Below are 24,402 nucleotides of genomic sequence, written 5' to 3' on the forward strand. Positions count from 1 at the left end.
CCGGACAAGTCCGGGTTCATTTCGCTGCCTAAGGCTGGATCAATGCAGGATCTGGCTCAGGAACAGCTTGGTGCGGTCGTTCTGCGGGTTGTCGAAGAAGTCGTTCGGCGCGGCCTGTTCGACGATTTCACCCTTGTCCATGAAGATCACACGGTTGGCCACGGTGCGGGCGAAGCCCATTTCGTGGGTCACGCAGAGCATGGTCATGCCGTCTTCGGCCAGGCCGATCATGGTGTCCAGTACCTCTTTCACCATTTCCGGGTCGAGGGCCGAGGTCGGCTCGTCGAACAGCATGATTTTCGGCTTCATGCACAGGGCACGGGCGATGGCAACACGCTGCTGCTGACCGCCGGAGAGCTGGCCCGGGTATTTGTGCGCCTGCTCTGGAATGCGCACGCGCTCCAGGTAGTGCATGGCGATTTCCTCGGCCTTGCGCTTGGGCATCTTGCGCACCCACATCGGCGCCAGGGTGCAGTTCTGCAGGATGGTCAGGTGCGGGAACAGGTTGAAGTGCTGGAACACCATGCCGACTTCACGGCGGATCGCTTCGATCTGCTTGAGGTCATTGGTCAGCTCCACGCCGTCAACCACGATGCGACCCTGCTGGTGCTCTTCCAGGCGGTTGAGGCAGCGGATGGTGGTGGATTTGCCGGAGCCCGACGGGCCGCACAGCACGATACGCTCGCCCTGCTTGACGTTCAGGTTGATGTCTTTCAACACGTGGAACTGGCCGTACCACTTGTTTACGCCCTGCATCTGAATAATGCCTTCAGGGCTCACAGGCTGTTTGATCGCTTCACTCATGAGTCAACTCCTAACGCTTGTGGCCAGTGTCCAGCTTGCGTTCCAAATGCATGGAATAGCGGGACATACCAAAACAGAAAATCCAGAACACCAGGGCGGCGAACACATAGCCTTCGGTGGCCATGCCCAGCCATTTCGGGTCGGCGGCAGCTTGTTTCACGCTGTTGAGCAGGTCGAACAGGCCGATGATGATCACCAGGCTGGTGTCCTTGAACAACGCAATGAAGGTGTTGACGATCCCCGGGATCACCAGCTTCAGGGCTTGCGGCAAAATCACCAGGCCCATGCTGCGCCAGTAGCCCAGGCCCATCGCCGCGGCCGCTTCGTATTGCCCCTTGGGAATGGCTTGCAGGCCACCACGCACCACTTCGGCAATGTAGGCCGACTGGAACAGGATCACCCCGATCAGCGCCCGCAGCAGCTTGTCGAAGTTCATGCCTTCGGGCAGGAACAGCGGCAGCATCACCGAGGACATGAACAGCACCGTGATCAACGGCACGCCGCGCCAGAACTCGATGAAGGTCACGCAGACCACGCGAATCGCCGGCATGTTCGAGCGCCGGCCCAAGGCCAGGACGATGCCCAGTGGCAGTGCACCGACAATACCGACGGTGGCGATCACCAGGGTCAGCATCAGACCGCCCCATTGGCTGGTCGCCACGGCAGCCAGGCCGAACACGCCACCGTGCAACAGGCACCAGGCGATGATCGGGTACAGCACCAGGAAGCTCAGGCCATAGATCGCCTTGCGCGGGAAGCGCGAGATGAACAGTGGCGCCACGCCGATGACCGCCAGCCACACGGTCAGGTCTACGCGCCAGCGCAGATCCGCCGGGTAGTAGCCGTACATGAACTGACCGAAACGCTGCTGGATGAACACCCAGCAGGCGCCTTCCTTGGTGCAGTCGGCGCGGGTGGTGCCGACCCAGTTGGCATCGAGGATCGCCCAGTGCAACAGCGGCGGAACGATCAGGTAGATCAGATAGAACGCAAACAACGTCAGCAGCGTGTTGATCCAGCTGGAGAACATGTTGGCGCGCATCCACGCCACCACGCCGATGCTGCTGCCCGGCGGGGGCATGTCAGGTTTGAAAGTATGAGTCGTCATGCGCGTTTCCTCACCGCTCGATCAGCGCAATGCGCTTGTTGTACCAGTTCATCAGCAAGGAAATGCTGATACTGATCGCCAGGTACACACTCATGGTGATCGCGATTACCTCGATGGCCTGGCCGGTCTGGTTCAACACCGTGCCGGCAAACAGCGAAACCATTTCCGGGTAACCGATACCGGCGGCCAGGGACGAGTTTTTCGCCAGGTTCAGGTATTGGCTGGTCAACGGCGGGATGATCACGCGCAGGGCTTGCGGGATGATCACCTTGCGCAAGGTCGGGCCGTTGCGCAGCCCCAGGGAACGGGCCGCTTCGGTCTGGCCGTGGCTGACCGACTTGATGCCCGAACGCACGATCTCGGCGATAAACGCCGCTGTGTACACGGTCAAGGCCAGGGTCAGGGCCAGCAGTTCAGGAATCAGTACCCAACCACCGACGAAGTTGAAGCCCTTGAGCTCCGGCATTTCCCAATGCACCGGCGCACCAAAAAGCAGCGCGCTCAAGGCCGGGATCACCAGGAACAGCGCCAGGCCGACCCAGAATTTATGGAACGGTTCACCGGTCGCCTCGAAGCGCTTGTTGGCCCAGCGAGCCATCAGCAAGATGGCGACAATCGCCAGTACGATGCTGACCACGAACGGCCAGAACCCTTCGGCCACCAGCGCGGCGGGCATGTTCAGGCCCCGGCTGCTGACGAAGAAGGTGTCGCCGAAGTTATGGGCAGCCCGCGGTCCCGGCATGCTCAGGAACACGGCAAAGTACCAGAACAGGATTTGCAGCAGCGGCGGGATGTTGCGGAAAACCTCCACATAAACGGTCGCCAGCTTGGCGATGATCCAGTTCGGCGACAGTCGTGCCACGCCGATGATGAAGCCGAGGATAGTCGCCAGGATCACGCCGATGAACGTCACCAGCAGCGTGTTGAGCAACCCGATGACAAAGACGCGGGCATAGCTGTCCGCTTCGGTGTAGTCGATCAGGTGTTGGGCAATGCCGAACCCGGCACTGCGTTCCAGAAAGCCGAAACCGGAGGTGATGCCCCGGTGCGCGAGGTTGGTCTGCGTGTTATCGAACAGAAACCAGCCCAGCGAAATAACCGCCACGACCGTGACGATCTGAAATACCCACGCACGCACTCGTGGATCGCTGAGGCTGAGCCTCTGCTTAGGTGCGCCGATTGAATTTTGCATGAAGTGCCCCGCAAAGAATGGAACAGAACATCACCCGGTGGTTGGCCCACCGGGTGATAGAACCATCAGCGCACTGGTGGTGCGTATTGAATGCCGCCAGCGTTCCACAGAGCGTTCAGGCCGCGGTCGATTTCCAGCGGAGTGCTCTTGCCGAGGTTGCGCTCGAACATTTCACCGTAGTTGCCGACTTGCTTGACGATCTGCACGACCCAGTCTTTCGGCAGTTTCAGGTCTTTGCCGTATTCACCGTCGGCGCCCAGCATACGAGCGACGTCAGGGTTCTTGGTGGACTTGGCTTCAGCTTCGACGTTTTTCGAGGTCACGCCGGCTTCTTCCGTGTTGAGCAGGGCGTAGCCAGTCCAGCGCACGATGGCCAGCCACTCGTCGTCACCGTTACGTACGACCGGGCCCAGGGGCTCCTTGGAAATGGTTTCCGGCAGAACCACGTAGTCCTTCGGCGAAGCCAGCTTGCTGCGCTGGGCGAACAGTTGGGACTTGTCGGAGGTCAGCACGTCGCAACGACCGGATTCCAGCGACTTGGCGCTTTCATCGGAGGTGTCGAACGTGATCGGGGTGTACTTCAGGCCGTTGGCGCGGAAGTAGTCGGAAACGTTCAGCTCGGTGGTGGTACCGGCCTGGATGCAGATGGTTGCACCGTCCAGTTCCTTGGCGCTCTTGACGCCCAGCTTGTTGTTGGCCAGGAAGCCGATGCCATCGTAGTAGGTGATGAAGCCTGGGAATTTCAGGCCCATGCCCGCGTCACGGGAGCTGGTCATGGTGGAGTTGCGCGAGAGCAGGTCGATTTCGCCCGATTGCAACGCGGTGAAGCGCTCCTTGGCGTTCAACTGGCTGAACTTGACCTTGGTCGCATCGCCAAATACCGCAGCGGCAACGGCGCGGCAGAAGTCAGCGTCGATACCAACGATCTTGCCGGTCGAATCAGGCACCGAGAAACCCGGCAGGCCATCACTCACACCGCACTGCACAAAGCCTTTCTTCTGCACGGCATCCAGGGTTGCACCCGCCTGAGCGAACCCGCTGACACCGAGCACAGCTGCGGCAGTCACGACAGCCAGGGTGGATTTCAGTAACTTCATTCAAACCTCCAGTTTTGCTCTTGTTGTGTCGGAGCTGGGGTCCTGTCGCACCCTTTTGAGGCATTGCCGACCCTTGTTGGCTTTTTTTAGGGTCAACCGACGTCTGGACCTTCGCTATGAGTCTATTAATGAGAACGCCCACAATCAGTGTTCATGCTCACTTCTCACCAATCGGCCGAACGGGCTGTAGCCCTTCACGTTCGCGAAGCCCCGTAGCGGCTATTGGCGAACATCCATCACCGGATTTCCGATATCCCATGCGGCGCGTCTAACTGATAGTGTTACCGCGTAGCGTGAGAATCATCACTCAGCTACCCCATAGCAAAGCCCGTACCAGACCGCTGCGCTTAGCCCTTGTAAAACACGTCAAGACAAAAACTTTCAACTTTGCGACATCTAATTAACTGAGGCACCGGGAACGCACTGTAATCACGCACTGATTAAGCGCACCCGCACAGATTTGGAGCACAGCCATGTCCGACCCCTTGATTCTCGAGCCCAGCAGCACTGCCGACGCGTGCGTAATCTGGCTCCACGGCCTGGGCGCCGATCGTTTTGATTTCCTGCCGGTTGCCGAAATGCTGCAGCAAAAACTGCTCACCACACGTTTCGTTCTGCCCCAGGCCCCGACCCAACCAGTAACGATCAACGGCGGCTATGAGATGCCCAGTTGGTACGACATCCGTGCCCTGAGCCCGGCGCGGGCCATTGACGAACAGCAACTCGAAGCCTCGGCACAACGGGTCATTGACTTGATCGACAGCCAGCGAGCCAGCGGAATAGACGCCTCGCGGATTTTCCTGGCGGGTTTCTCCCAGGGCGGCGCGGTGGTCTATCACACCGCCTTCGTGAAATGGCAGGGCCCGCTGGGCGGCGTGATCGCGCTGTCTACTTATGCCCCGACTTTCAGCGACGAGCTGCAATTGTCGGCCAGCCAGCAACGCATTCCGGTCCTGGCGCTGCACGGGCAATACGACGAAGTGGTACTCAACCCGATGGGCCGCACCGCGAAAGAGTATTTAAAGCAGCATGGTGTCACCGTGACATGGCAGGAATACCCAATGGGCCACGAAGTGTTACCCGAGGAGATTCGCGACATCGGCACCTGGCTGGCCGAGCGGTTGCGCTAAGGGCCTGATTGCCAGGTCAACGCATTGATCATCACACTACGCCGCGCCCGTTTCTTGCATTACACTGGCCGGCGTACATTCCTTAACCAATCGATGAGATGACCGTGCTCAAAGCACTCAAGAAGATGTTCGGTAAAAGCGAGGCCGAGCAACTCGCGCCTGGCTCCACTGCGCCGACCCAAGGCCCGAGCCGTACCGATGCGCAACAACCGCGCCGCGCCGCCCCTGTTGCACAGGCCAAAAAAGAGCCCGCCGCCCAACCTGTCAGCGCCCCTGAACCGGAAAAACCACGTAGCGAAGCCCCCAAGCCACGCCGCGAACGCGCACCAAAACCGCCGGTCGTCGCCTGGAAACTCGAAGACTTCGTCGTAGAACCCCAGGAAGGCAAGACCCGCTTCCACGACTTCAAGCTCGCCCCGGAACTGATGCATGCCATCCAGGACCTGGGCTTCCCGTACTGCACGCCGATCCAGGCGCAAGTGCTCGGCTACACCCTCGCCGGCAAAGACGCCATCGGCCGCGCCCAGACCGGCACCGGCAAGACCGCCGCGTTCCTGATTTCCATCATCACCCAGTTGCTCCAGACCCCACCGCCCAAAGAGCGCTACATGGGCGAGCCACGGGCGCTGATCATCGCCCCCACCCGCGAACTGGTGGTGCAGATCGCCAAGGACGCCGCCGACCTGACCAAGTACACCGGCCTGAACGTCATGACGTTCGTGGGCGGCATGGACTTCGACAAACAGCTCAAGCACCTCGAAGCCCGCCACTGCGACATCCTGGTCGCCACGCCGGGCCGCCTGCTGGACTTCAACCAGCGCGGCGACGTGCACCTGGACATGGTCGAAGTGATGGTGCTGGACGAAGCCGACCGCATGCTCGACATGGGCTTCATCCCCCAAGTGCGCCAGATCATTCGCCAGACCCCACCGAAAAGCGAACGCCAGACCCTGCTGTTCTCCGCCACCTTCACCGAAGACGTGATGAACCTGGCCAAGCAGTGGACCACCGATCCTGCCATCGTCGAGATCGAAGCCGAGAACGTCGCCAGCGAAAACGTCGAGCAACACATCTACGCCGTCGCCGGGGCCGACAAGTACAAGCTGCTCTACAACCTGGTCAACGACAACGGCTGGGAACGGGTGATGGTCTTCGCCAACCGCAAGGACGAAGTACGCCGCATCGAGGAACGCCTGGTGCGCGATGGCGTCAACGCCGCGCAACTGTCGGGCGATGTGCCGCAGCACAAGCGTATCAAGACACTGGAAGGCTTTCGCGAAGGCAAGATTCGTGTGCTGGTGGCTACTGACGTGGCAGGCCGTGGGATTCACATCGACGGGATCAGCCATGTGATCAACTTCACCCTGCCGGAAGTGCCGGATGACTATGTGCACCGGATCGGGCGTACTGGGCGTGCGGGTGCTGCGGGTGTATCGATCAGCTTCGCGGGGGAGGATGATTCTTATCAGTTGCCGTCGATCGAGGCGTTGTTGGGTCGCAAGATCAGTTGTGAAATGCCTCCGACTCATTTGTTGCGGGCGGTTGAGCGTAAGCGGCCTTAACCGTCTCCACAGAACACAAGCGCAGCCAAGATAGGCTGCGCTTTTTTTTGCCTCGGGATATTGCTCGAAGAAACTAAAAGTCCATAATGGACAAATTAGTTTAATTAATATCACGGAGCTCCCATGCCCAGCACGCCCTATGTGATGACCCAAGCCCAGGCCCGAGAACTGCTCGGGCAAGTCGATGTGCCGCGGATCCTGCGCAAGCTGTTCCGCGATCTCGCCGTCGGGCAAGCGGTGCAGCCGCCCCAGCAACTGGTGGTGTTTCCCCAGGGCGCCGGAGATTTCATCAACTATCTGGGCGTGCTGGCTGAAGACCAGGTCTACGGGGTCAAGACCTCGCCCTATATCGTGCGCGAGCAAGGCGCGCTGGTGACCGCGTGGACCTTGTTGATGTCGATGCAGACCGGCCAGCCGCTGTTGCTGTGCGATGCCGCCGAGCTGACCACCGCTCGCACCGCCGCCACCACGGCTGTCGCCGTCGATGCCCTCGCTCCTCTCGGGGCCAGGCGCCTGGCGGTCATCGGTAGCGGTGCGGTGGCCCGGGCCCACGTGCAATACGTCAAGGACCTGCGGGACTGGCGAGACATCTGCCTCTATTCACCGAGCCTGAAGGGCAAAACGGCACAAGAGCTCGCGCCGATCACCGAGCTGGACCCGCGCCTGCACATCGCTGACAGCCTCGAAGCGGCGCTGCATGACGCCGACGTGGTGATGCTTTGCACCTCGTCCGCCAAGGCAGTACTCGACCCACAGACCCTGAGCAAACCGGCCCTGATCACCTCCATCAGCACCAACGCCCCACGCGCTCATGAAGTGCCGCCACAGAGCCTCAACGACATGGATGTGTTCTGCGACTATCGTCAGACCACCCCAGGTTCGGCCGGCGAGATGCTGATAGCCAGCGAACAGTTCGGCTGGGATGTTTCGAAAATCGTCGGCGATTTGCCCGAACTGCTCAGCGACTACGTGACCCGTCCCGATTATCAACGCCATGTGTTCTTCCGTTCCATCGGCCTGGGGTTGGAAGACGTTGCGCTGGCGAATGCGCTTTACCGACTTCACCACTGACACACCCCATTCCCTTGTGGGAGCGAGCCTGCTCGCGATGGCGGTGTATCAGATAGATATAGGTGGCTGACACACCGCTATCGCGAGCAAGCCCGCTCCCACAGGTTCCTACGAACTCCCGGCACCGTTGCTCGACAGGAGAGCTTCATGACCTCAGCAGACTTCATCATCATCGGCGGCGGCATTGCCGGTGCTTCCACCGGTTATTGGCTGGCGCCCCATGGCCGGGTCATCGTGCTTGAACGCGAATCCCATCCGGCCTACCACTCAACCGGACGCTCGGCGGCGCTGTACACCGCGGCCTATGGCACGCCTCAGGTGCGGGCGCTGACCCAAGCCAGTCGGGATTTTTTCGATGCACCGCCGGCCGGCTTCTGCGAACACCCCTTGCTGACCCCACGGGGCGAAATGACCGTGGACTTCACCGGTGACCCGGCCGAGCTGAACAACCAGTACCTCAGCGCCAAGGCCACGGTGCCGCAGATGCAATTGCTCAGCGCCGAAGAAGCCTGCGTACGGCTGCCAATCCTGCGGCGGGACAAGGTCCACGGGGCAATCTACGATCCCACGGCCTGCGACATCGACACCGATGCGCTGCATCAGGGCTACTTGCGCGGTATCCGTCGCAGCGGCGGTCAAGTGCACACCGACAGCGAAGTACTGGGCCTGAGCCGCGATGACCAGGGGCTGTGGCAAGTGAAGACCGCCAACCAGACCTTCAGCGCCCCCGTGTTGATCAATGCTGCCGGCGCCTGGGCCGATCAGGTGGCCGAAATGGCCGGCGCCCGGAAGCTTGGGTTGCAACCCAAGCGGCGTGCGGCGTTCATTTTCGCCGGGCCCGAAGGCGTGGACATCCATGACTGGCCGATGCTGGTGAGCCTGGACGAATCCTTCTACATGAAGCCCGACGCCGGGATGTTCCTTGGCTCGCCGGCCAACGCCGACCCGGTGGAGCCTCATGATGTGCAGCCCGAAGAGCTGGACATCGCCATGGGCATCTACCAGATCGAGGAGGCGACTACCTTGACCATCCGCCGTCCGACCCGCACCTGGGCCGGGTTGCGCAGCTTCGTCCACGACGGCGACCTGCTGTCCGGTTTCGATCCACAGGTGCCCGGACTGTTCTGGGTCGCGGCCCAAGGTGGCTACGGCATCCAGACCTCCCCGGCGATGGGCCAGGCCAGCGCGGCGCTGGTGCGTGGCGAACCGCTGCCCGAGGCGTTGACCCGTTTCGGCCTGAGCAGCGCCATGCTCTCTCCCAAGCGCTTGGAGTGAACCCACTCAGGTGACGCATCGCCACGATTGCGGCACACTCCCCCGCGCCCCTGTCTCACGGGGCGCTGACGCTGCCTGGAGCCCTGTCATGACCGCCTCGCAACCCGATCCGGCGCTGGAAAACTTCCGCACCATCGCCGACGCCATCGCCACGCTGTTCTATCCCCACGCCGAAGTGGTGTTGCACGACCTGCGCACTCAGAAAGTCGACTACATCGCCAACAACCTGTCCAAGCGCGAGATTGGCGACGATTCGTCCCTGGAAGACATGCTCAGCGAGGACGTCAGCGAACGTAACATCGGGCCCTACGAAAAACTGAACTGGGACGGGCAGAAGATTCGCAGCCTCAGCAGCGTACTGCGTGACACCAACGGGCATCCGCTGGCGGTGCTGTGCATCAACCTGAATATTTCGCTGTTCGAGAATGCCAAGGCCGCGCTGGACCTGTTCCTGTCGCCGAACAAGTTGATCCCGCAGCCGGACTCACTGTTTCGCGATGACTGGCAGGAGCGGATCAACACCTTCCTGCACGCCTGGATGCGCGAACGTCAATTGAGCCTGAACCTGCTGACCCGCGACCACAAACGCGAGCTGGTACTGGCGCTGCACGCCGAGGGCGCGTTCAAGGGCAAGAGCGCGTCCAACTACGTGGCGAATGTGCTGAACATGGGGCGGGCGACGGTTTACAAGCATTTGAAGGAGTTGAAGGGCTGAGGTTTTGGGTTGCCTTTGCTGACGCCTTCGCGAGCAAGCCCGCTCCCACAAGGGATTTGCGCTGAACACAAGATTTATGTCCTACGAAGATCCAATGTGGGAGCGGGCTTGCTCGCGAAGGCGATGTATCAGTCGCCGTAGATGTCTGACTTGAAATACTTGGCCTGGATCTCCTGGTACTTCCCATTGGCCCGAATCCCATCGATGGCCTTGTTCAAGTCCGCTACCAGTTGGGTATTGCCTTTGCGCACCGCGATACCCGCGCCTTCGCCGACGTATTTCGGGTCCTTGAGTTCCGGCCCAACAAACGCGTAGCCCTTGCCACGGGGCATCGACAGGAAGTCTTCCAGCGGGATGGTGTCGGCGAAAATCGCGTCCAGGCGACCGGACGCCAGGTCCATGTAGATTTCTTCGTTGTTGCTGTAGCGCTTGACGATCACACCCTTGGGTTCGAGGACTTCGGTGGCATAACGGTCAGTGGTGGTGGCCCGCTGCACGCCCACGGTCTTGCCCTTGAGGCTGGCGTACTGGTCATCGACCACCGCGCCTTCTTTCATGACCAGCCGGGATGAGGTGAAGTAATACTTGTGGGTGAAATCCACCGATTTCTTGCGCTCTTCGGTGATGGTCATGGACGACAGCGCCAGGTCGATCTTCTTCACCTTCAGCGAGGGGATCAGGCCGTCGAACTCACCCTCGACCCACTCGCACTTGACCTGCATCTGCGCGCACAGGGCATTGCCAATGTCGTAGTCGAACCCTTCGATCTTCCCTTCCGAGGTCTTGGAAGCAAACGGCGGGTAAGCCGCCTCGATGCCGATGCGCAAGGTCTTCTCGGCGGCGAACAGGCTGCTGGAGGCCAGCAGGCTCAAGGCCAGGCCGGTGATGAGGGGGAGTTTTTTCATGATCGATCTCTCGCGGGTTGTTGTTGGTTTGGCAGAGAAAGGTGGACGCGACTATTTTGTACTTATAAATCCATACTGGACTTTAATGTACATATCGTCAATTGGGTAAAGCGGGAGAATGATGGAAGGCTGATAGCCCCTTCGCGAGCAAGCCCGCTCCCACAGAGGCCCTGCGTTGAGCACAAATATTGTGTACGACACAGATTCCCTGTGGGAGCGGGCTTGCTCGCGAAGGCGGACTCACAGCCTCCAAATGACTGACAGGCTGCCTACTGCTTCCAGCGATCCGCCGCCGCATGATCACTGTCGCGCCCTTCCACCCAGCGCGGGCCGTCGACGGTGTTTTCCTTCTTCCAGAACGGCGCGCGGGTCTTGAGGTAGTCCATGACGAAGGCGCAGGCGTCGAACGCCGCCTGGCGATGGGCACTGGCGGCCGCGACAAAGACGATCGGCTCGCCCGGCTCCAGGGCACCGATGCGGTGCAGGACTTCCAGCTTGAGCAGTGGCCAGCGCTGCTCGGCCTCGGTGGCGATCTTGCCCAGGGCTTTTTCGGTCATGCCCGGATAGTGCTCCAGGAACATCCCGGACACCTCGAGGCCGTCATTGAAATCACGCACGTAGCCGACAAAACTCACCACCGCCCCCACGCCGACATTGGCCGCGTGCATCGCGTTGACTTCGGCGCCCGGATCGAACGGCTCGGCCTGCACACGAATCGCCATGGCTCAGCCTCCGGTCACGGTGGGGAAAAACGCCACTTCGTCACCGTCCAGCAGCGGCTCGTCGAGCTGGCATAGGTCTTCATTGCGCGCGCACATCAGGTTTTGTTCCTTCAGCACCTCGGCACCGTCACGCTGGGCGAGCAACTCGCGCACATCGTCGACCGTGGCAAAATCACCTTCCACCTTCACCGAGTCCACGCCAAGCGCTTCCCGGTAACGGGCAAAGAATTTCACGTTGATTTTCATGATGCATCCGCCTGGAAATGGCCGCTCTTGCCGCCGAGTTTCTCCAGCACCCGCACGCCTTCGATGGTCATGCCGCGATCCACGGCCTTGCACATGTCATAAATGGTCAGCGCGGCAACGCTGGCGGCGGTCAGTGCCTCCATCTCCACACCGGTCTGCCCCGACAGTTTGCAACGGGCAACGATGCGAACGCGCTCCTCACCCTCGGCATTGAGTTCGACCTTGACGCTGGTGAGCATCAGCGGATGACAGAGCGGGATCAGATCGCTGGTTTTTTTCGCCGCTTGAATACCGGCAATGCGCGCAACGGCAAACACATCGCCCTTGGGGTGGCCGCCGCTGACGATCATCTGCAGGGTATCGGGCAGCATGCGTACGAAGGCTTCGGCCGTGGCTTCACGGAACGTCACGGCCTTGTCGGTCACGTCGACCATGTTGGCGCGACCTTGGGAATCGAGATGAGTCAGCACAGGGTTACTCCTGATCGGGAGTGTCGATTGTAAACCTGTGGGTCAGATTCCGGCAGGGTTGATTGTCGCACCCACGGCGGCCTGTAATTTGCTGAACACCGTAGATCCCTTTGTGGGAGCGAGCCTGCTCGCGATGGCGGTGTATCAGATAAAAATATGTGGCTGGCACACCGTCATCGCGAGCAGGCTCGCTCCCACAGGGGCTTATGGTGACAGGGTAAAAAACCGGGCGACCTTGAGGCCGTCCGGTTTGCCTGGGGTTACAGATGGGATTCGGCGTATTCGGCCAGGATCGAGCGCGGTACGCCCTGCAGGGTGATGTGGACCCCGTTGGGGAAGTCCTTGAAGCGTTCGGTCAGGTAGGTCAGCCCGGAGCTGGTCGCGGACAGGTAAGGGGTGTCGATCTGCGCCAGGTTACCCAGGCACACCACTTTGGAACCGGCGCCGGCACGGGTGATGATGGTTTTCATCTGGTGCGGGGTGAGGTTCTGGCATTCGTCGATCAGGATCAGGCTCTGCTGGAAGCTGCGCCCGCGAATGTAGTTGAGGGATTTGAACTGCAACGGCACTTTGCTGAGGATGTAGTCGACGCTGCCATGGGTGCTTTCGTCATCCATGTGCAAGGCTTCGAGGTTGTCGGTGATCGCCCCCAGCCACGGCTCCATTTTCTCCGCTTCGGTGCCGGGCAGGAAACCGATCTCCTGGTCCAGGCCCTGCACGCTGCGGGTGGCGATGATGCGCCGGTAGCGTTTGCTGACCATGGTCTGCTCGATGGCGGCGGCCAGGGCCAGAATGGTCTTGCCGGAACCGGCGGCGCCGGACAGGTTGACCAGGTGGATATCCGGGTCGAGCAAGGCGAACAGGGCCAGGCTCTGGTAGATGTCGCGAGGCTTGAGACCCCAGGCTTCCTGGTGCAGCAAAGGTTCCTGGTGCAGGTCGAGGATCAGCAGCTTGTCGACCTGGATTTCCTTGATCCAGCCGACGAATCCTTGTTCGTCGATGATGAATTCGTTGATGTGTACAGCCGGCAGGTTGTCGATCAGTTGCACCTGGTGCCAGGTGCGACCATGGTCCTGGCGGGTCTCGACCTTGCTCACACGGTCCCAGAAGGAGCCAGTCATGGTGTGGTAGCCGTTGGGCAACAGCGAGACGTCGTCGACCAGTTGGTCGGTGCTGTAGTCCTCCGCCGCGATCCCGCAGGCGCGGGCCTTGAGGCGCATGTTGATGTCTTTGGTCACCAGCACCACGGCTTGATCCTTGGTGCGCGCGTGCAGGTCGATCAACTGGTTGATGATGATGTTGTCGTTCAGGTGTTCAGGCAGCACCAGGTTGGGTTCGGTGCGCTTGCTCATCAAAATCGAAAGCAGGCCCTTGGGACCACTTTTGCCACGCTGGATCGGCACGCCAAGCTCTACATCCTCAGGGGAGGCATCGCCCAGGGTCTTGTCGATCAGGCGGATCGCCTGCCGGCATTCGGCCGCAACGCTGTGGTGCCCGCTCTTGAGCTTGTCCAGCTCCTCGAGCACGGTCATCGGGATGGCAACGTGGTGTTCTTCGAAGTTCAGGAGTGCGTTTGGATCGTGGATCAATACGTTGGTATCGAGTACATAGAGGATTGGCTGGTTGGAGGAAAGGCTACGTCCGTGGTCATCCATACTCGGTCACCTATGTGGGGGCCATTCGACGCAATACCGTGACAGTGCTGCGCCTCGAGGTAGCCACCGAATTCACCCGCGAGGATTTTCAGGTGAACTGCACACAATCTGGGTCTTGGAAGACGCCACCTGTGTTGCAGGTTTCGGCGGTCTGACTTCTTGATACTCCAAAAACCATGACAGGAAAAAGCACTTTGACGCTTTTTTGAAGTTTATTTTTCAGAGTGACGAATAACCCTTGGCGTACCGCCGTTGCGCCGTTAAAGTCGGAAGTCCGGTTGTCATGAATGTGCGCCGTTTTTTCCTCCTCCCCCAATGTTTCCGGGCCTTTGCAGGTTTCAGCGAAACGCTTCCTGGCACTCCGCCCAACCGATCCCGCTTTGCGCCGTCTGCGTCATGAGCCAGGGCAACGCCGTTTTCACCCCGTCCTGCTTGGCATTGAAATTGATCACCCCGTGGCGCCACAGCAGCATCAGGGTCAGTGCGCGCTGGGCGCTTTGCTCAGGCTTGAGCCGACTGTTGCTGTCCAGGGGGTCGATGTCCCATAGCGCCACTTGCAAGCCCTGCTGCCGGAAGAACGCTTGCGCATCGCCACGACGCTGGCCTTGGGGCGGGCGGAACAGCGGCACGTAATTTTCCGGTAGCTTGCCCTTGACCAGCTCGACACTGCGCCGGACCGAGTCTTGCCAGTCCTGCCAATGGCTATGGGAGCGGAACTCCCAGCCCTGCACGCCCACGCATTGTCCCGAATACAACGCCTGGAGATTGTTGACCGAGCGCTCTTCCAACCGCGCCTGGATGTCCTTGCCCAGCACGAAGAAGGTGCCATTCATGTTGGCCTTGCGCAGGTAGTCGGTCAGCCACGGGGTGTTGTCCGGCGCAACGTTGGCGGCGCTGTCGAAGGTCAGCAGGAACAGGCGGTCGTTCATCTCCTCGCCGTTGCGCTCGTAATCGCCGAAACGTTCGATTTCGCTGCTGGTCTGCGGAAAAAGCGCGGCTTTACGCAGCAGTTCATCGCGGTATTGGGTATGAAAGATCTGGCTCGGCGCGGCCCACTTGATGTAATAGGAGTCGTCGTCCAGATGGAACCGGCGCGCTTCTTCGCGCAGGGTCGCCATGTCCTCGACCAGGTAACAGAAGGAAGCGTCCTGATCGCAGCTGCGCTGGGCAAAGTTGTAACTGGCCAGCAAGCGCTGCCACAGCCGGGCGCGAAGCGCGTCGATCGAGGCCATATTGACCGTGCGCAGCCCCAGGTATTGCTTGAGCGCGATTTCGTCCATGGCATCGACGTCCAGCAAGACCCGGGCGAACATCAGGATTTCGGCCCGCGAGGCCACATCGAACAGCGTCGGGCTGGTGAGTTGTTCCGGCCAGGCGCTGCGATCCAGGGTGGCGACATCGTTGGGCGCGGCAATGGCGCCCAGGCTCAACAGCCAGGCCGATAACAGAAGAGCGATACGCAAAAGGGATGTCTCCATAACGAAACCCGCGCGGCATCATAGCCGATCCTGGTGTAATCCCCTTGTGGTCAGGGAATTCTGTGGGAGCAAGCCTTGCCCGCGATGGCAGCGACGCGACCCTTCAGAATCGAATTGCCGCAATCGCGAGCACGCTTTGCTCCCACAACTCCCACAGCACCCTCACCATGCCCGTCAATATTCGCCCATCCATCACCTATCACCCCAATAGCTGGAGTCCACCCGGACAACCCCCTAGAATCGCCGCACCCTCAAGGAGACGATTGCATGCTGATGGTGATTTCCCCCGCCAAGACCCTCGATTACGAAACACCGCCGGCCACCGAGCGTTTTACCCAGCCGCAGTACCTGGATCATTCCCAGGAGTTGATCGAACAGTTGCGCGAACTCTCGCCGGCACAGATCAGCGAGCTGATGCACGTCTCCGACAAGATCGGCGGCCTCAATGCCGCACGATTCGGCAGTTGGACGCCGGCGTTCACCCCGGCCAACGCCAAGCAGGCGTTGCTGGCCTTCAAGGGCGACGTGTACACGGGCCTGGATGCGCAAAGCTTTGACGAAGCCGATTTCGACTACGCCCAGCAACACCTGCGCATGCTTTCCGGCCTCTATGGCCTGCTGCGGCCATTGGATCTGATGCAACCCTATCGCCTGGAAATGGGCACGAAGCTGGCCAATGCCCGGGGCAAGGACCTTTACGCTTTCTGGGGTACACGCATTAGCGAATGGCTGAACGAAGCCCTGGCCGAACAAGGCGATGACGTCCTGTTGAACCTGGCGTCCAATGAGTACTTCTCGGCGGTCAAGCGCAGCGCACTGAAAGCGCGCGTCATCGATACCGAATTCCGCGACCTGAAAAATGGCCAGTACAAAATCATCAGTTTCTACGCCAAGAAAGCCCGGGGACTGATGAGCCGTTTCGTGATTCAGGAACGGATCAACGACCCTGCGGCACTTAGCCAATTCGATGTGCAGGGCTATCGCTTCAACGCACAACAGTCGAGCCGGGACAAACTGGTTTTCCTACGTGATCATGCCCCCGATTAAGGCATAACCTTATATCGCCTCCTGATCGGGGGCTTCAATCAACCCCCGATTGTCATCTTACTTCCTCGCCCACTTCGCCAGTTTCATGGCGTCAATAAGCCGCCCCACTCTCTCGCTAACTTTTCTTTCACTCGACACTCGTCAGTTTTTTGCGTAGTGGCACCGATTTTTTTCATCGGTAGTGGCACAAAAATATCTCAGCCACCTAACTGCCCATTAATAAAGGACGAAACGGCAAGTGCCATCATATTGAGAGCAGTGCCATCTTCGATAATATTTCGAAAAATTTCGAAAATCGCGATGAGCGGATCGGAACTATGTGAAATTGCACGGCTCATACCACCCGTAACGATTCTCGCCGTGCGTGTAAGAGATGACTTACATAGGCCGTCGATCCAAGTAACCAAGTTGTCATGGCAATTTAGTGAAACGGTCGCCTATTTGGATCCATCTTATAAAGGACAGGAGATAACGCACCATTACTATCCCCTACAAGGCCAAGGCTGCGCCCCTACAACGTGCTCACCCGAGCACACAAGCTTCTGATTTTGTGGGCTTTTTGCCAGGGATCGGAAGTGAAGGATTTTTGCACGAGCGTTCCTGAAAACGGGAACTGGCTGCATAACAGGGCAGGTCATAACAAACTAGGCCGCTTTGCGCACAACTTGAGTGCAATTATTTAGACACTCGGAACTTAGTATGCCTGCACACGGCATTGTGGCGCCTGCATTCCACACTTCCGAGTGCACTATGACCGCTGAACACTATTAACTCCGGCCATTTAATGGCGTGAAAAACAGAGGTAAATGCGATGCGCATTAGCATATTTGGTTTGGGTTACGTCGGTGCAGTATGTGCCGGTTGCCTGTCTGCACGGGGCCATGATGTAGTTGGCGTGGATGTCGCCAAAGACAAAATCGACATGATCAACGCCGGCAAATCGCCGATCGTTGAACCTGGTCTTGGCGAGCTATTGGCGCAAGGCATTCAAACAGGCCGACTGCGCGGTACGACCAACTTCGCCGAGGCAATTCGCGATACTGACCTGTCGATGATTTGTGTCGGTACGCCCAGCAAAAAGAACGGCGACCTGGAACTGAACTACATCGAAGCGGTGTGCCGCGAGATCGGTTTTGTCCTGCGTGACAAGACCACCCGCCACACCATCGTGGTTCGCAGCACCGTATTGCCGGGCACTGTGGCAAACGTTGTCATCCCGATCCTGGAAGACTGCTCCGGCAAGAAAGCCGGCGTTGATTTCGGTGTCGCGGTCAACCCTGAGTTCCTGCGCGAAAGCACCGCGATCAAAGACTACGACCAGCCGCCGATGACCGTTATCGGTGAGTTCGACAAAGCCTCTGGCGACGTTCTGCAATCGCTGTACGAAGAGCTCGACGCACCGATCATCCGCAAGGACATCGCCGTCGCCGAGATGATCAAGTACACCTGCAACGTGTGGCACGCCACCAAGGTGACCTTCGCCAACGAGATCGGCAACATCGCCAAGGCTGTCGGCGTCGATGGCCGTGAAGTGATGGACGTGGTCTGCCAGGACAAGACCCTGAACCTGTCCCAGTACTACATGCGCCCAGGCTTCGCCTTCGGCGGCTCCTGCCTGCCCAAGGACGTTCGTGCCCTGACCTACCGCGCCGGTTCCCTGGACGTGGAAGCGCCGCTGCTCAACTCGCTGATGCGCAGCAACGAATCCCAGGTGCAGAACGCCTTCGACATCGTTTCCAGCCACGACAAGCGCAAAGTCGCCCTGCTGGGCCTGAGCTTCAAGGCCGGTACCGACGACCTGCGTGAAAGCCCATTGGTGGAACTGGCGGAAATGCTGATCGGCAAGGGTTTCGACCTGAAGATCTACGACAGCAACGTCGAATACGCTCGCGTCCACGGTGCGAACAAGGATTACATCGAGTCGAAGATTCCTCACGTCTCGTCCTTGCTCAACGCCGACTTCGACTCGGTGATCGACAGCTCCGACATCATCATCCTGGGTAACCGCGACGAGAAGTTCCGCGCGCTGACCGAAAACGTACCGGAAGGCAAGCAGGTCATCGACCTGGTCGGCTTCATGTCCAAGGCCACCAACCCGAGTGGCCGGACCGAAGGCATCTGCTGGTAAGTCTGTTTGCCGGCCGGGGCATGCCCCGGCCGGCCTTTCGCCTGCCTTAACCCATCGGGCCGCCCACAAGGCCCGCCCGAGATAGAGACGGATGCAGATTATGCACAGGCTAAAGCACGGCCTGCTTCAGGCCGCCGGTTGGCTGTTTTACTTGAGTTTATTGATGGGCATCGCCATGGCGCTGCCCACGTCCACGTTCGACTCCGAATCCAAGGATTTCATCTTCCTGATCGGCGCCGTGGGCATCTGGCGTTACTCCATGGGAGCAACGCATTTCGTGCGCGGCATGATCTTCCTGTACATCGTCTACCCACACCTGCGCCGCAAGGTACGCAAGCTGGGCAAGGCGGCGGATCCGTCCCACGTGTACCTGATGGTCACCAGCTTCCGGATCGATGCGCTGACCACTGCCCAGGTGTATGGCTCGGTAATCCGCGAAGCCATCGACTGCGAGCTGCCCACCACCGTGGTCTGCTCCATCGTGGAAATGTCCGACGAACTGCTGGTCAAGAGCCTCTGGGCCCGCATGAACCCGCCAGAGCGGGTCAAGCTGGACTTCGTGCGCATTCCCGGCACTGGCAAGCGTGACGGCCTGGCCTACGGCTTCCGCGCCATCTCCCGTCACTTGCCGGACGACCGCGCCGTGGTTGCGGTGATCGACGGCGACACCGTGCTCGCCGAAGGCGTCGTACGCAAGACCGTGCCGTGGTTCCAGCTGTTCGGCAACGTCGGCGGCCTGACCACCAACGAGTTCTGCGAAGTGCGCGGCGGCTACATCATGAGCGAGTGGCACAAACTGCGCTTCGCTCAGCGGCACATCAACATGTGCTCCATGGCCTTGTCCAAGCGCGTGCTGACCATGACCGGCCGTATGTCGGTGTTCCGCGCCACCGTGGTGACCAACCCGGACTTCATCGCCGACGTGGAAAGCGACTCGCTGCAACACTGGCGCCTGGGTCGCTTCAAGTTCCTCACCGGTGATGACAAGTCGAGCTGGTTCAGCCTGATGCGACTGGGCTACGACACATTCTATGTGCCTGACGCGGCAATCAACACTGTTGAGCACCCGCCGGAAAAGAGCTTCATCAAGGCCAGTCGCAAGCTGATGTTCCGATGGTACGGCAACAACCTGCGGCAAAACTCCCGGGCACTTGGCCTGGGCATGAGGCGTTTGGGCCTGTTTACCTCGGTGGTGCTGTTCGACCAGCGCGTGTCGATGTGGACCTCGCTGCTGGGCCTGACCGTGGCACTGATCGCCAGCTTCAAGTACGGCACCGCGTTCATCCTGGTGTACCTGCTATGGATCGGCATCACCCGGTTGATCCTGACTTTGCTGCTGTCGTGCTCCGGACACAAGATCGGCCCTGCCTACCCGGCGATTCTTTATTACAACCAGATCGTCGGCGCGTTGGTGAAGATCTACGTGTTCTTCCGCCTTGACCAGCAGTCCTGGACCCGCCAGCCCACCTCACTGACCCGTGATCTCGCCAGCTTTCAACGTTGGTTCAACACTTGGTCGTCTCGGACCATGACCTTCTCCGCCGGTAGCATTTTTGTCGCCGTGCTGCTGACGATGGTCTGACCGGACTTGAATGAATTAACTAGGAAATCGCCCCTATGAACACCGCCGTGAATGTCAACGTAGTGCATGAATCCGAAGCCCAGCGCCAACACGCCCGAGTGAAAATCCCGGCCAAGTTGCGCTTCTTCGGCCCCGACCGTACGCCCATGGAAGTCAAGGTCCTGGACCTGTCCGCCGGTGGCCTGAGCTTCAATGCCGGCCAGATGCCGCTCAAGGTCGGGGAGTCCTATAAGGGCCGCCTGCAGTTCGTGATCGACAACCTTGGCCTGGCCATGGACGTGGAACTGCAGATCCGCTCCTACGACCGCGAGACCGGTCGTACCGGTTGCCAGTTCCAGAACCTGGAGCCTCGGGACATCTCGACACTGCGCCACATCATCACTTCGCACCTGGCCGGTGACATCGTCGGCGTCGGCGACGTACTGGCGACTCTGCAGCGCGACAACTTCACCAAGGCGCGCAAGCAGAAGGACCAAACCGGCGGCATGAGCGCCCTGGGCCGCCTGCGGGCCGTGACCTTCAGCCTGGCGATTTTCCTCGTCGGCCTGGCGGCATTCGGCTTCATCTTCAAATCGGTGTACGGCATGTACTTCGTCAGCCACGCCCAGGCGGGCCTGGTGAACGTACCGGGCACGGCCATCACCATGCCGCGCGACGGCACCGTGCAGAGCCTGGTCAAGGCCGACGGTGTGGCCGCCAAAGGCGCCCCGCTGGCGACCTTCAGCACCAGCATGCTCGATGTGCTCAAGGGTCACCTGGATGACAACCAGTTGCAGCCAGCCAAGGTCGAGGAGCTGTTCGGCAAGCAAATGACCGGCACCCTGACCTCTCCGTGCGACTGCATCGTGGCCCAGCAACTGGTCGCCAACGGCCAGTACGCCAGCAAGGGCGATGTGATCTTCCAACTGGTTCCACGGGGCACCGAAGCCAACGTCGAGGCGCGCTTCTCCTATCGCCAGTTCGGCGACGTGCGCCCAGGTACGCCGGTCAACTTCCAGGTCGCCGGCGAAGAAGGCACCCGTACCGGCAAGATCGTCAGCAGCACCAGCCTGAAAAGTGCCGACCTGTCTTCCGATATCCGTGTGTTGATCCAACCTGACGAACCCCTGGACAGCTCGCTGGCCGGCCGTCCGGTAGAAGTCACCAGCGACCGTGGCCCGAACCTGAACTGGCTGATCGACAAAGCCATGGCCGTCGGTCTTTAAGTCGAGGATATGCCCGTGACCATTATAAAAATCCTTAACACCCCACAGACCCTGTGGGAGCGAGCTTGCTCGCGAAAGGATCAACGCGGTCAGGATGATATGCCGCAAGCTCGTTCCCACATGGGAACACTCTGTGCCCTGGCATTGGCCGTCAGCCTGGCCGGTTGCGCCGGCCTGCCCGATCAACGCCTGGCCAACGAAGCCCTCAAGCGCGGCGACACGGCGCTGGCGCAGCAGAACTATCAGCAACTGGCAGACCTGGGCTACAGCGAAGCCCAGGTCGGCCTGGCCGATATCCAGGTGGACAGCCGTGATCCGGAGCAGATGAAAAAAGCCGAGGCGACCTATCGCGCTGCGGCCGATATCTCGCCCCGGGCCCAGGCGCGCCTGGGTCGCCTGCTGGTGGCCAAGCCGGGCTCCACCGAAGCGGAAAAACACGAAGCCGAAGGTCTGTTGAAAAAAGCCTTCGCCAACGGTGAAGGCAACACCCTGATCCCGCTGGCGATGCTGTACCTGCAATACCCCCACAGTTTCCCGAACGTCAACGCCCAGCAGCAGATCAGCCAATGGCGCAGCGCCGGCTACCCGGAAGCGGGCCTGGCGCAGATTCTGCTCTATCGCACCCAGGGCACCTACGACCAGCACCTGGACGAAGTCGAGAAGGTCTGCAAGGCCGCGCTGGCGACCACGGACATTTGCTACGTCGAACTGGCCACGGTCTATCAGAAACGCGGCCAGCCGGAACAGCAGGCCGCGTTGCTCAAGCAGATGCAGGACGGTCACGCCCGTGGCGTCGTGTCCGCCCAGCGCGTGGACAGTGTCGCCCGTGTCCTGGCCGATGCCAGCCTGGGCAAGACCGATGAAAAGACCGCCCAGTCGTTGCTCGAAGGCATCGCCCCTGGCTACCCCGCTGCCTGGGTCAGCCTGGCGCAGTTGCTCTACGACTTCCCGGAACTGGGTGACGTCGACAAGATGATGCAGTACCTGGAAAACGGCCGCGCCGCCGACCAGCCTCGCGCCGAGCTGTTGCTGGGCAAGCTCTACTACGAAGGCAAGTGGGTTCCGGCCGATGCCAAGGTCGCCGAGGAGCATTTCCAGAAAGCCGTTGGCCGCGAAGTGGCCGCCGACTACTACCTCGGCCAGATCTATCGCCGCGGTTATCTGGGCCAGGTGTACCCGCAAAAAGCCCTGGACCACCTGCTCAAGGCCGCCCGCAACGGCCAGAACAGCGCCGATTTCGCCATTGCCCAGCTGTTCTCCCAGGGCAAGGGCACCAAGCCCAACCCGGTCAACGCCTATGTCTTCAGCCAGTTGGCCAAGGCGCAGAACACCCCGCAAGCGATCGAACTTGCCCAGACCCTCGAAACACAATTACCGCCGCAACAACTTGCACAAGCCCAACGCCTGCTACAACAAGAGCAGGCCATTCGCGGCTCGATGAGCCCCGATACGCTGGAACTGCAAGCCCTAAAAGAAGATGACGGCGAGGAACCTCTATGAAGCCTTTGAAGCTCAATCCTTTTGTGCAGGCCGGAATTGGCCTGACCTGTGCCCTGCTGTGGTCCTGCCCGACCCTGGCGGCCCTGACCGATACCAAGAACTTCGGCCTGGAAGTGAAGATCACCGGCCAGTCCGAAGATGACCGTGACCTCGGTACCCAGAGCGGTGGCGACGTCAACGGTGTCGGCCTGGATTTGCGTCCGTGGGTCTACGGCGAAAGCGAAAGCGGTGCCTGGAGCGCCTACGCCATGGCCCAGGCCGTGACGTCCAGCGATATCATCGAGACCGACACCCTGCAACAGTCCGATGGCAGCACCCAGGAAACCGACAGCGGCGATCGCGAAGCCAAGAAAAGCTACCTGGCCATGCGCGAGTTCTGGATTGGCTACCGTGGCCTGACCCCTTACCCAGGCGAGCAGTTGAAGTTCGGTCGCCAGCGCCTGCGCAATGACGACGGTCAATGGCGCGACACCAACATCGAAGCCCTGAACTGGACCTTCGACACCACGCTGCTGCGCGCCAACCTCGGCGTCGCCGAACGTTTCAGCGAATACCGCACCGACCTGAAAGAATTGTCCCCCAAGGACAAGGACCGCCTGCACGTCTACGGCGACGTGGGTTACCAGTGGATGCCCGGCCAGTGGGCCGGTATCCGTGCCCACCATTCCCACGACAGCGGCAGCCTCGATTACCCGACCCCGGGCGAACCCACCGACACCCTGGACAAGACCCAGAACGGTGACTTGACCTGGCTGGGCCTGGAAGCCAACAGCGACGCCTACAACTGGCGCAACACCAACACCGTCAACTACTGGGCGAGCCTGACCGGCATGACCGGTGATCGTGACACCGTCAACCCGCTCAACGCCGACGGTACGCGCCCGGCGCAAGCCAAGCACAGCGATGACGTCGATGGCTGGGCCACCGACCTGGGTATCCGCCTGCGTCTGGACCCGCAATGGCAAGTCGGCGCGGCCTATGCCCGTGCCAGCGAGGACTACGAACAGAACGGCCTGCAAAGCAACCGCTCGAACTTCACCGGCACCCGCTCGCGCGTGCACCGTTTCGGCGAAGCGTTCCGTGGCGAAATGGCCAACACCCAGAGCGCCAGCCTGTTCGGTTCCTGGCAACTGCGTGACGAATACGACGCCAGCCTGGTGTACCACAAGTTCTGGCGCGTGGACGGCAACAAGCCGGTGGGCAGCAACGGCATCAACGCCGTGGAAAACAACACCGACGACGTGACGGGCGCGATTCTGTCCACCTCGTCCCTGCCGCTGCGTGACGGTAACAAGGACCTGGGCCAGGAAGTCGACCTGGTGGTCACCAAGTACTTCAAGCAAGGCCTGCTGCCGGCCGCGCTGAGTCAATCAATTGATGAGCCGTCGGCGCTGGTGCGCTTTCGTGGCGGCGTGTTCAAGCCAGGCGACGCCTACGGCAAAGAGGTCGATTCGTACATGCATCGCGCCTTTGTCGACGTGATCTGGCGCTTCTGATGCGAATGGCCATG

21 protein-coding genes are annotated in these 24,402 nt (G+C 60.3%); 11 read left to right on the forward strand and 10 right to left on the reverse strand.

Annotated elements, in window-relative coordinates:
• Nucleotides 1–39 precede the first annotated feature (39 nt).
• The 4 genes from AC30D9_RS20505 to AC30D9_RS20520 form a co-directional block, all read right to left on the reverse strand.
• Complete coding sequence (locus AC30D9_RS20505; RefSeq protein WP_003178331.1) at nucleotides 40–804, reverse strand: amino acid ABC transporter ATP-binding protein; 765 nt, start codon at nucleotides 802–804, stop codon at nucleotides 40–42.
• A gap of 10 nt (nucleotides 805–814) precedes the next feature.
• Nucleotides 815–1,912, reverse strand: coding sequence for an amino acid ABC transporter permease (locus tag AC30D9_RS20510; RefSeq protein WP_134925675.1), 1,098 nt, complete (start codon nucleotides 1,910–1,912; stop codon nucleotides 815–817).
• A 10-nt stretch (nucleotides 1,913–1,922) separates the two neighbouring features.
• Entirely contained in the window at nucleotides 1,923–3,104 is a 1,182-nt protein-coding gene (locus tag AC30D9_RS20515; protein ID WP_307574387.1) for an amino acid ABC transporter permease, read from the reverse strand.
• A gap of 65 nt (nucleotides 3,105–3,169) precedes the next feature.
• Nucleotides 3,170–4,201, reverse strand: a complete 1,032-nt coding sequence (locus AC30D9_RS20520) for an amino acid ABC transporter substrate-binding protein (protein ID WP_134925677.1) — start codon at nucleotides 4,199–4,201, stop codon at nucleotides 3,170–3,172.
• 473 nt (nucleotides 4,202–4,674) lie between these two features.
• On the opposite strand from AC30D9_RS20520, the gene AC30D9_RS20525 reads away from it, so the two are divergent.
• From AC30D9_RS20525 to AC30D9_RS20545, 5 genes are all read left to right on the forward strand, one after another.
• A complete protein-coding gene (locus tag AC30D9_RS20525) occupies nucleotides 4,675–5,331 on the forward strand; it encodes an alpha/beta hydrolase (protein ID WP_134925678.1) in 657 nt (218 codons plus the stop codon).
• Nucleotides 5,332–5,429: 98 nt separating this feature from the next.
• Nucleotides 5,430–6,893 carry an ATP-dependent RNA helicase RhlB gene (gene rhlB, locus AC30D9_RS20530; protein WP_490144743.1) on the forward strand — a complete coding sequence of 488 codons (1,464 nt, stop codon included), beginning with the start codon at nucleotides 5,430–5,432 and terminating at the stop codon, nucleotides 6,891–6,893.
• A 123-nt stretch (nucleotides 6,894–7,016) separates the two neighbouring features.
• Nucleotides 7,017–7,964 carry an ornithine cyclodeaminase family protein gene (locus tag AC30D9_RS20535; protein WP_490144744.1) on the forward strand — a complete coding sequence of 316 codons (948 nt, stop codon included), beginning with the start codon at nucleotides 7,017–7,019 and terminating at the stop codon, nucleotides 7,962–7,964.
• 147 nt (nucleotides 7,965–8,111) lie between these two features.
• A complete protein-coding gene (locus tag AC30D9_RS20540; RefSeq protein WP_490144745.1) occupies nucleotides 8,112–9,239 on the forward strand; it encodes an NAD(P)/FAD-dependent oxidoreductase in 1,128 nt (375 codons plus the stop codon).
• A gap of 88 nt (nucleotides 9,240–9,327) precedes the next feature.
• Complete coding sequence (locus tag AC30D9_RS20545) at nucleotides 9,328–9,954, forward strand: helix-turn-helix transcriptional regulator (RefSeq protein WP_490144746.1); 627 nt, start codon at nucleotides 9,328–9,330, stop codon at nucleotides 9,952–9,954.
• Nucleotides 9,955–10,082: 128 nt separating this feature from the next.
• Here AC30D9_RS20545 and AC30D9_RS20550 read toward each other — a convergent pair whose 3' ends face one another.
• From AC30D9_RS20550 to AC30D9_RS20575, 6 genes are all read right to left on the reverse strand, one after another.
• Nucleotides 10,083–10,859 carry an ABC transporter substrate-binding protein gene (locus AC30D9_RS20550; protein WP_134925688.1) on the reverse strand — a complete coding sequence of 259 codons (777 nt, stop codon included), beginning with the start codon at nucleotides 10,857–10,859 and terminating at the stop codon, nucleotides 10,083–10,085.
• A gap of 269 nt (nucleotides 10,860–11,128) precedes the next feature.
• Entirely contained in the window at nucleotides 11,129–11,581 is a 453-nt protein-coding gene (moaE, locus tag AC30D9_RS20555) for a molybdopterin synthase catalytic subunit MoaE (RefSeq protein WP_134925689.1), read from the reverse strand.
• Nucleotides 11,582–11,584: 3 nt separating this feature from the next.
• Nucleotides 11,585–11,827 (reverse strand): molybdopterin converting factor subunit 1, encoded by a 243-nt coding sequence (moaD, locus tag AC30D9_RS20560; RefSeq protein ID WP_134925690.1) that lies wholly within the window; start codon nucleotides 11,825–11,827, stop codon nucleotides 11,585–11,587.
• Nucleotides 11,824–12,297, reverse strand: coding sequence for a cyclic pyranopterin monophosphate synthase MoaC (moaC, locus tag AC30D9_RS20565; protein WP_134925691.1), 474 nt, complete (start codon nucleotides 12,295–12,297; stop codon nucleotides 11,824–11,826). Before moaC ends, moaD begins: the two co-directional genes overlap by 4 nt.
• Nucleotides 12,298–12,557: 260 nt before the next feature.
• The gene (locus AC30D9_RS20570; protein ID WP_109754781.1) at nucleotides 12,558–13,952 is read right to left on the reverse strand and encodes a PhoH family protein; all 1,395 of its coding nucleotides are present in this window, start codon (nucleotides 13,950–13,952) and stop codon (nucleotides 12,558–12,560) included.
• A 338-nt stretch (nucleotides 13,953–14,290) separates the two neighbouring features.
• Complete coding sequence (locus AC30D9_RS20575; RefSeq protein WP_490144747.1) at nucleotides 14,291–15,415, reverse strand: polysaccharide deacetylase family protein; 1,125 nt, start codon at nucleotides 15,413–15,415, stop codon at nucleotides 14,291–14,293.
• A 282-nt stretch (nucleotides 15,416–15,697) separates the two neighbouring features.
• On the opposite strand from AC30D9_RS20575, the gene yaaA reads away from it, so the two are divergent.
• The 6 genes from yaaA (at nucleotide 15,698) to AC30D9_RS20605 (ending at nucleotide 24,388) form a co-directional block, all read left to right on the forward strand.
• Nucleotides 15,698–16,477 (forward strand): peroxide stress protein YaaA, encoded by a 780-nt coding sequence (gene yaaA, locus AC30D9_RS20580; RefSeq protein WP_134925693.1) that lies wholly within the window; start codon nucleotides 15,698–15,700, stop codon nucleotides 16,475–16,477.
• 811 nt (nucleotides 16,478–17,288) lie between these two features.
• Nucleotides 17,289–18,605, forward strand: coding sequence for a nucleotide sugar dehydrogenase (locus tag AC30D9_RS20585; protein WP_057448969.1), 1,317 nt, complete (start codon nucleotides 17,289–17,291; stop codon nucleotides 18,603–18,605).
• A gap of 100 nt (nucleotides 18,606–18,705) precedes the next feature.
• A complete protein-coding gene (alg8, locus tag AC30D9_RS20590) occupies nucleotides 18,706–20,187 on the forward strand; it encodes a mannuronan synthase (RefSeq protein ID WP_373459239.1) in 1,482 nt (493 codons plus the stop codon).
• Nucleotides 20,188–20,222: 35 nt separating this feature from the next.
• Complete coding sequence (locus AC30D9_RS20595) at nucleotides 20,223–21,392, forward strand: PilZ domain-containing protein (RefSeq protein ID WP_490144748.1); 1,170 nt, start codon at nucleotides 20,223–20,225, stop codon at nucleotides 21,390–21,392.
• 15 nt (nucleotides 21,393–21,407) lie between these two features.
• Nucleotides 21,408–22,892, forward strand: coding sequence for an alginate biosynthesis TPR repeat lipoprotein AlgK (gene algK, locus AC30D9_RS20600; protein ID WP_134925696.1), 1,485 nt, complete (start codon nucleotides 21,408–21,410; stop codon nucleotides 22,890–22,892).
• 5 nt (nucleotides 22,893–22,897) lie between these two features.
• Entirely contained in the window at nucleotides 22,898–24,388 is a 1,491-nt protein-coding gene (locus AC30D9_RS20605) for an alginate export family protein (RefSeq protein WP_109754936.1), read from the forward strand.
• The last annotated feature ends 14 nt before the right edge of the window (nucleotides 24,389–24,402 follow it).

The sequence above is a fragment of the Pseudomonas sp. DF11 genome, assembly GCF_058148565.1.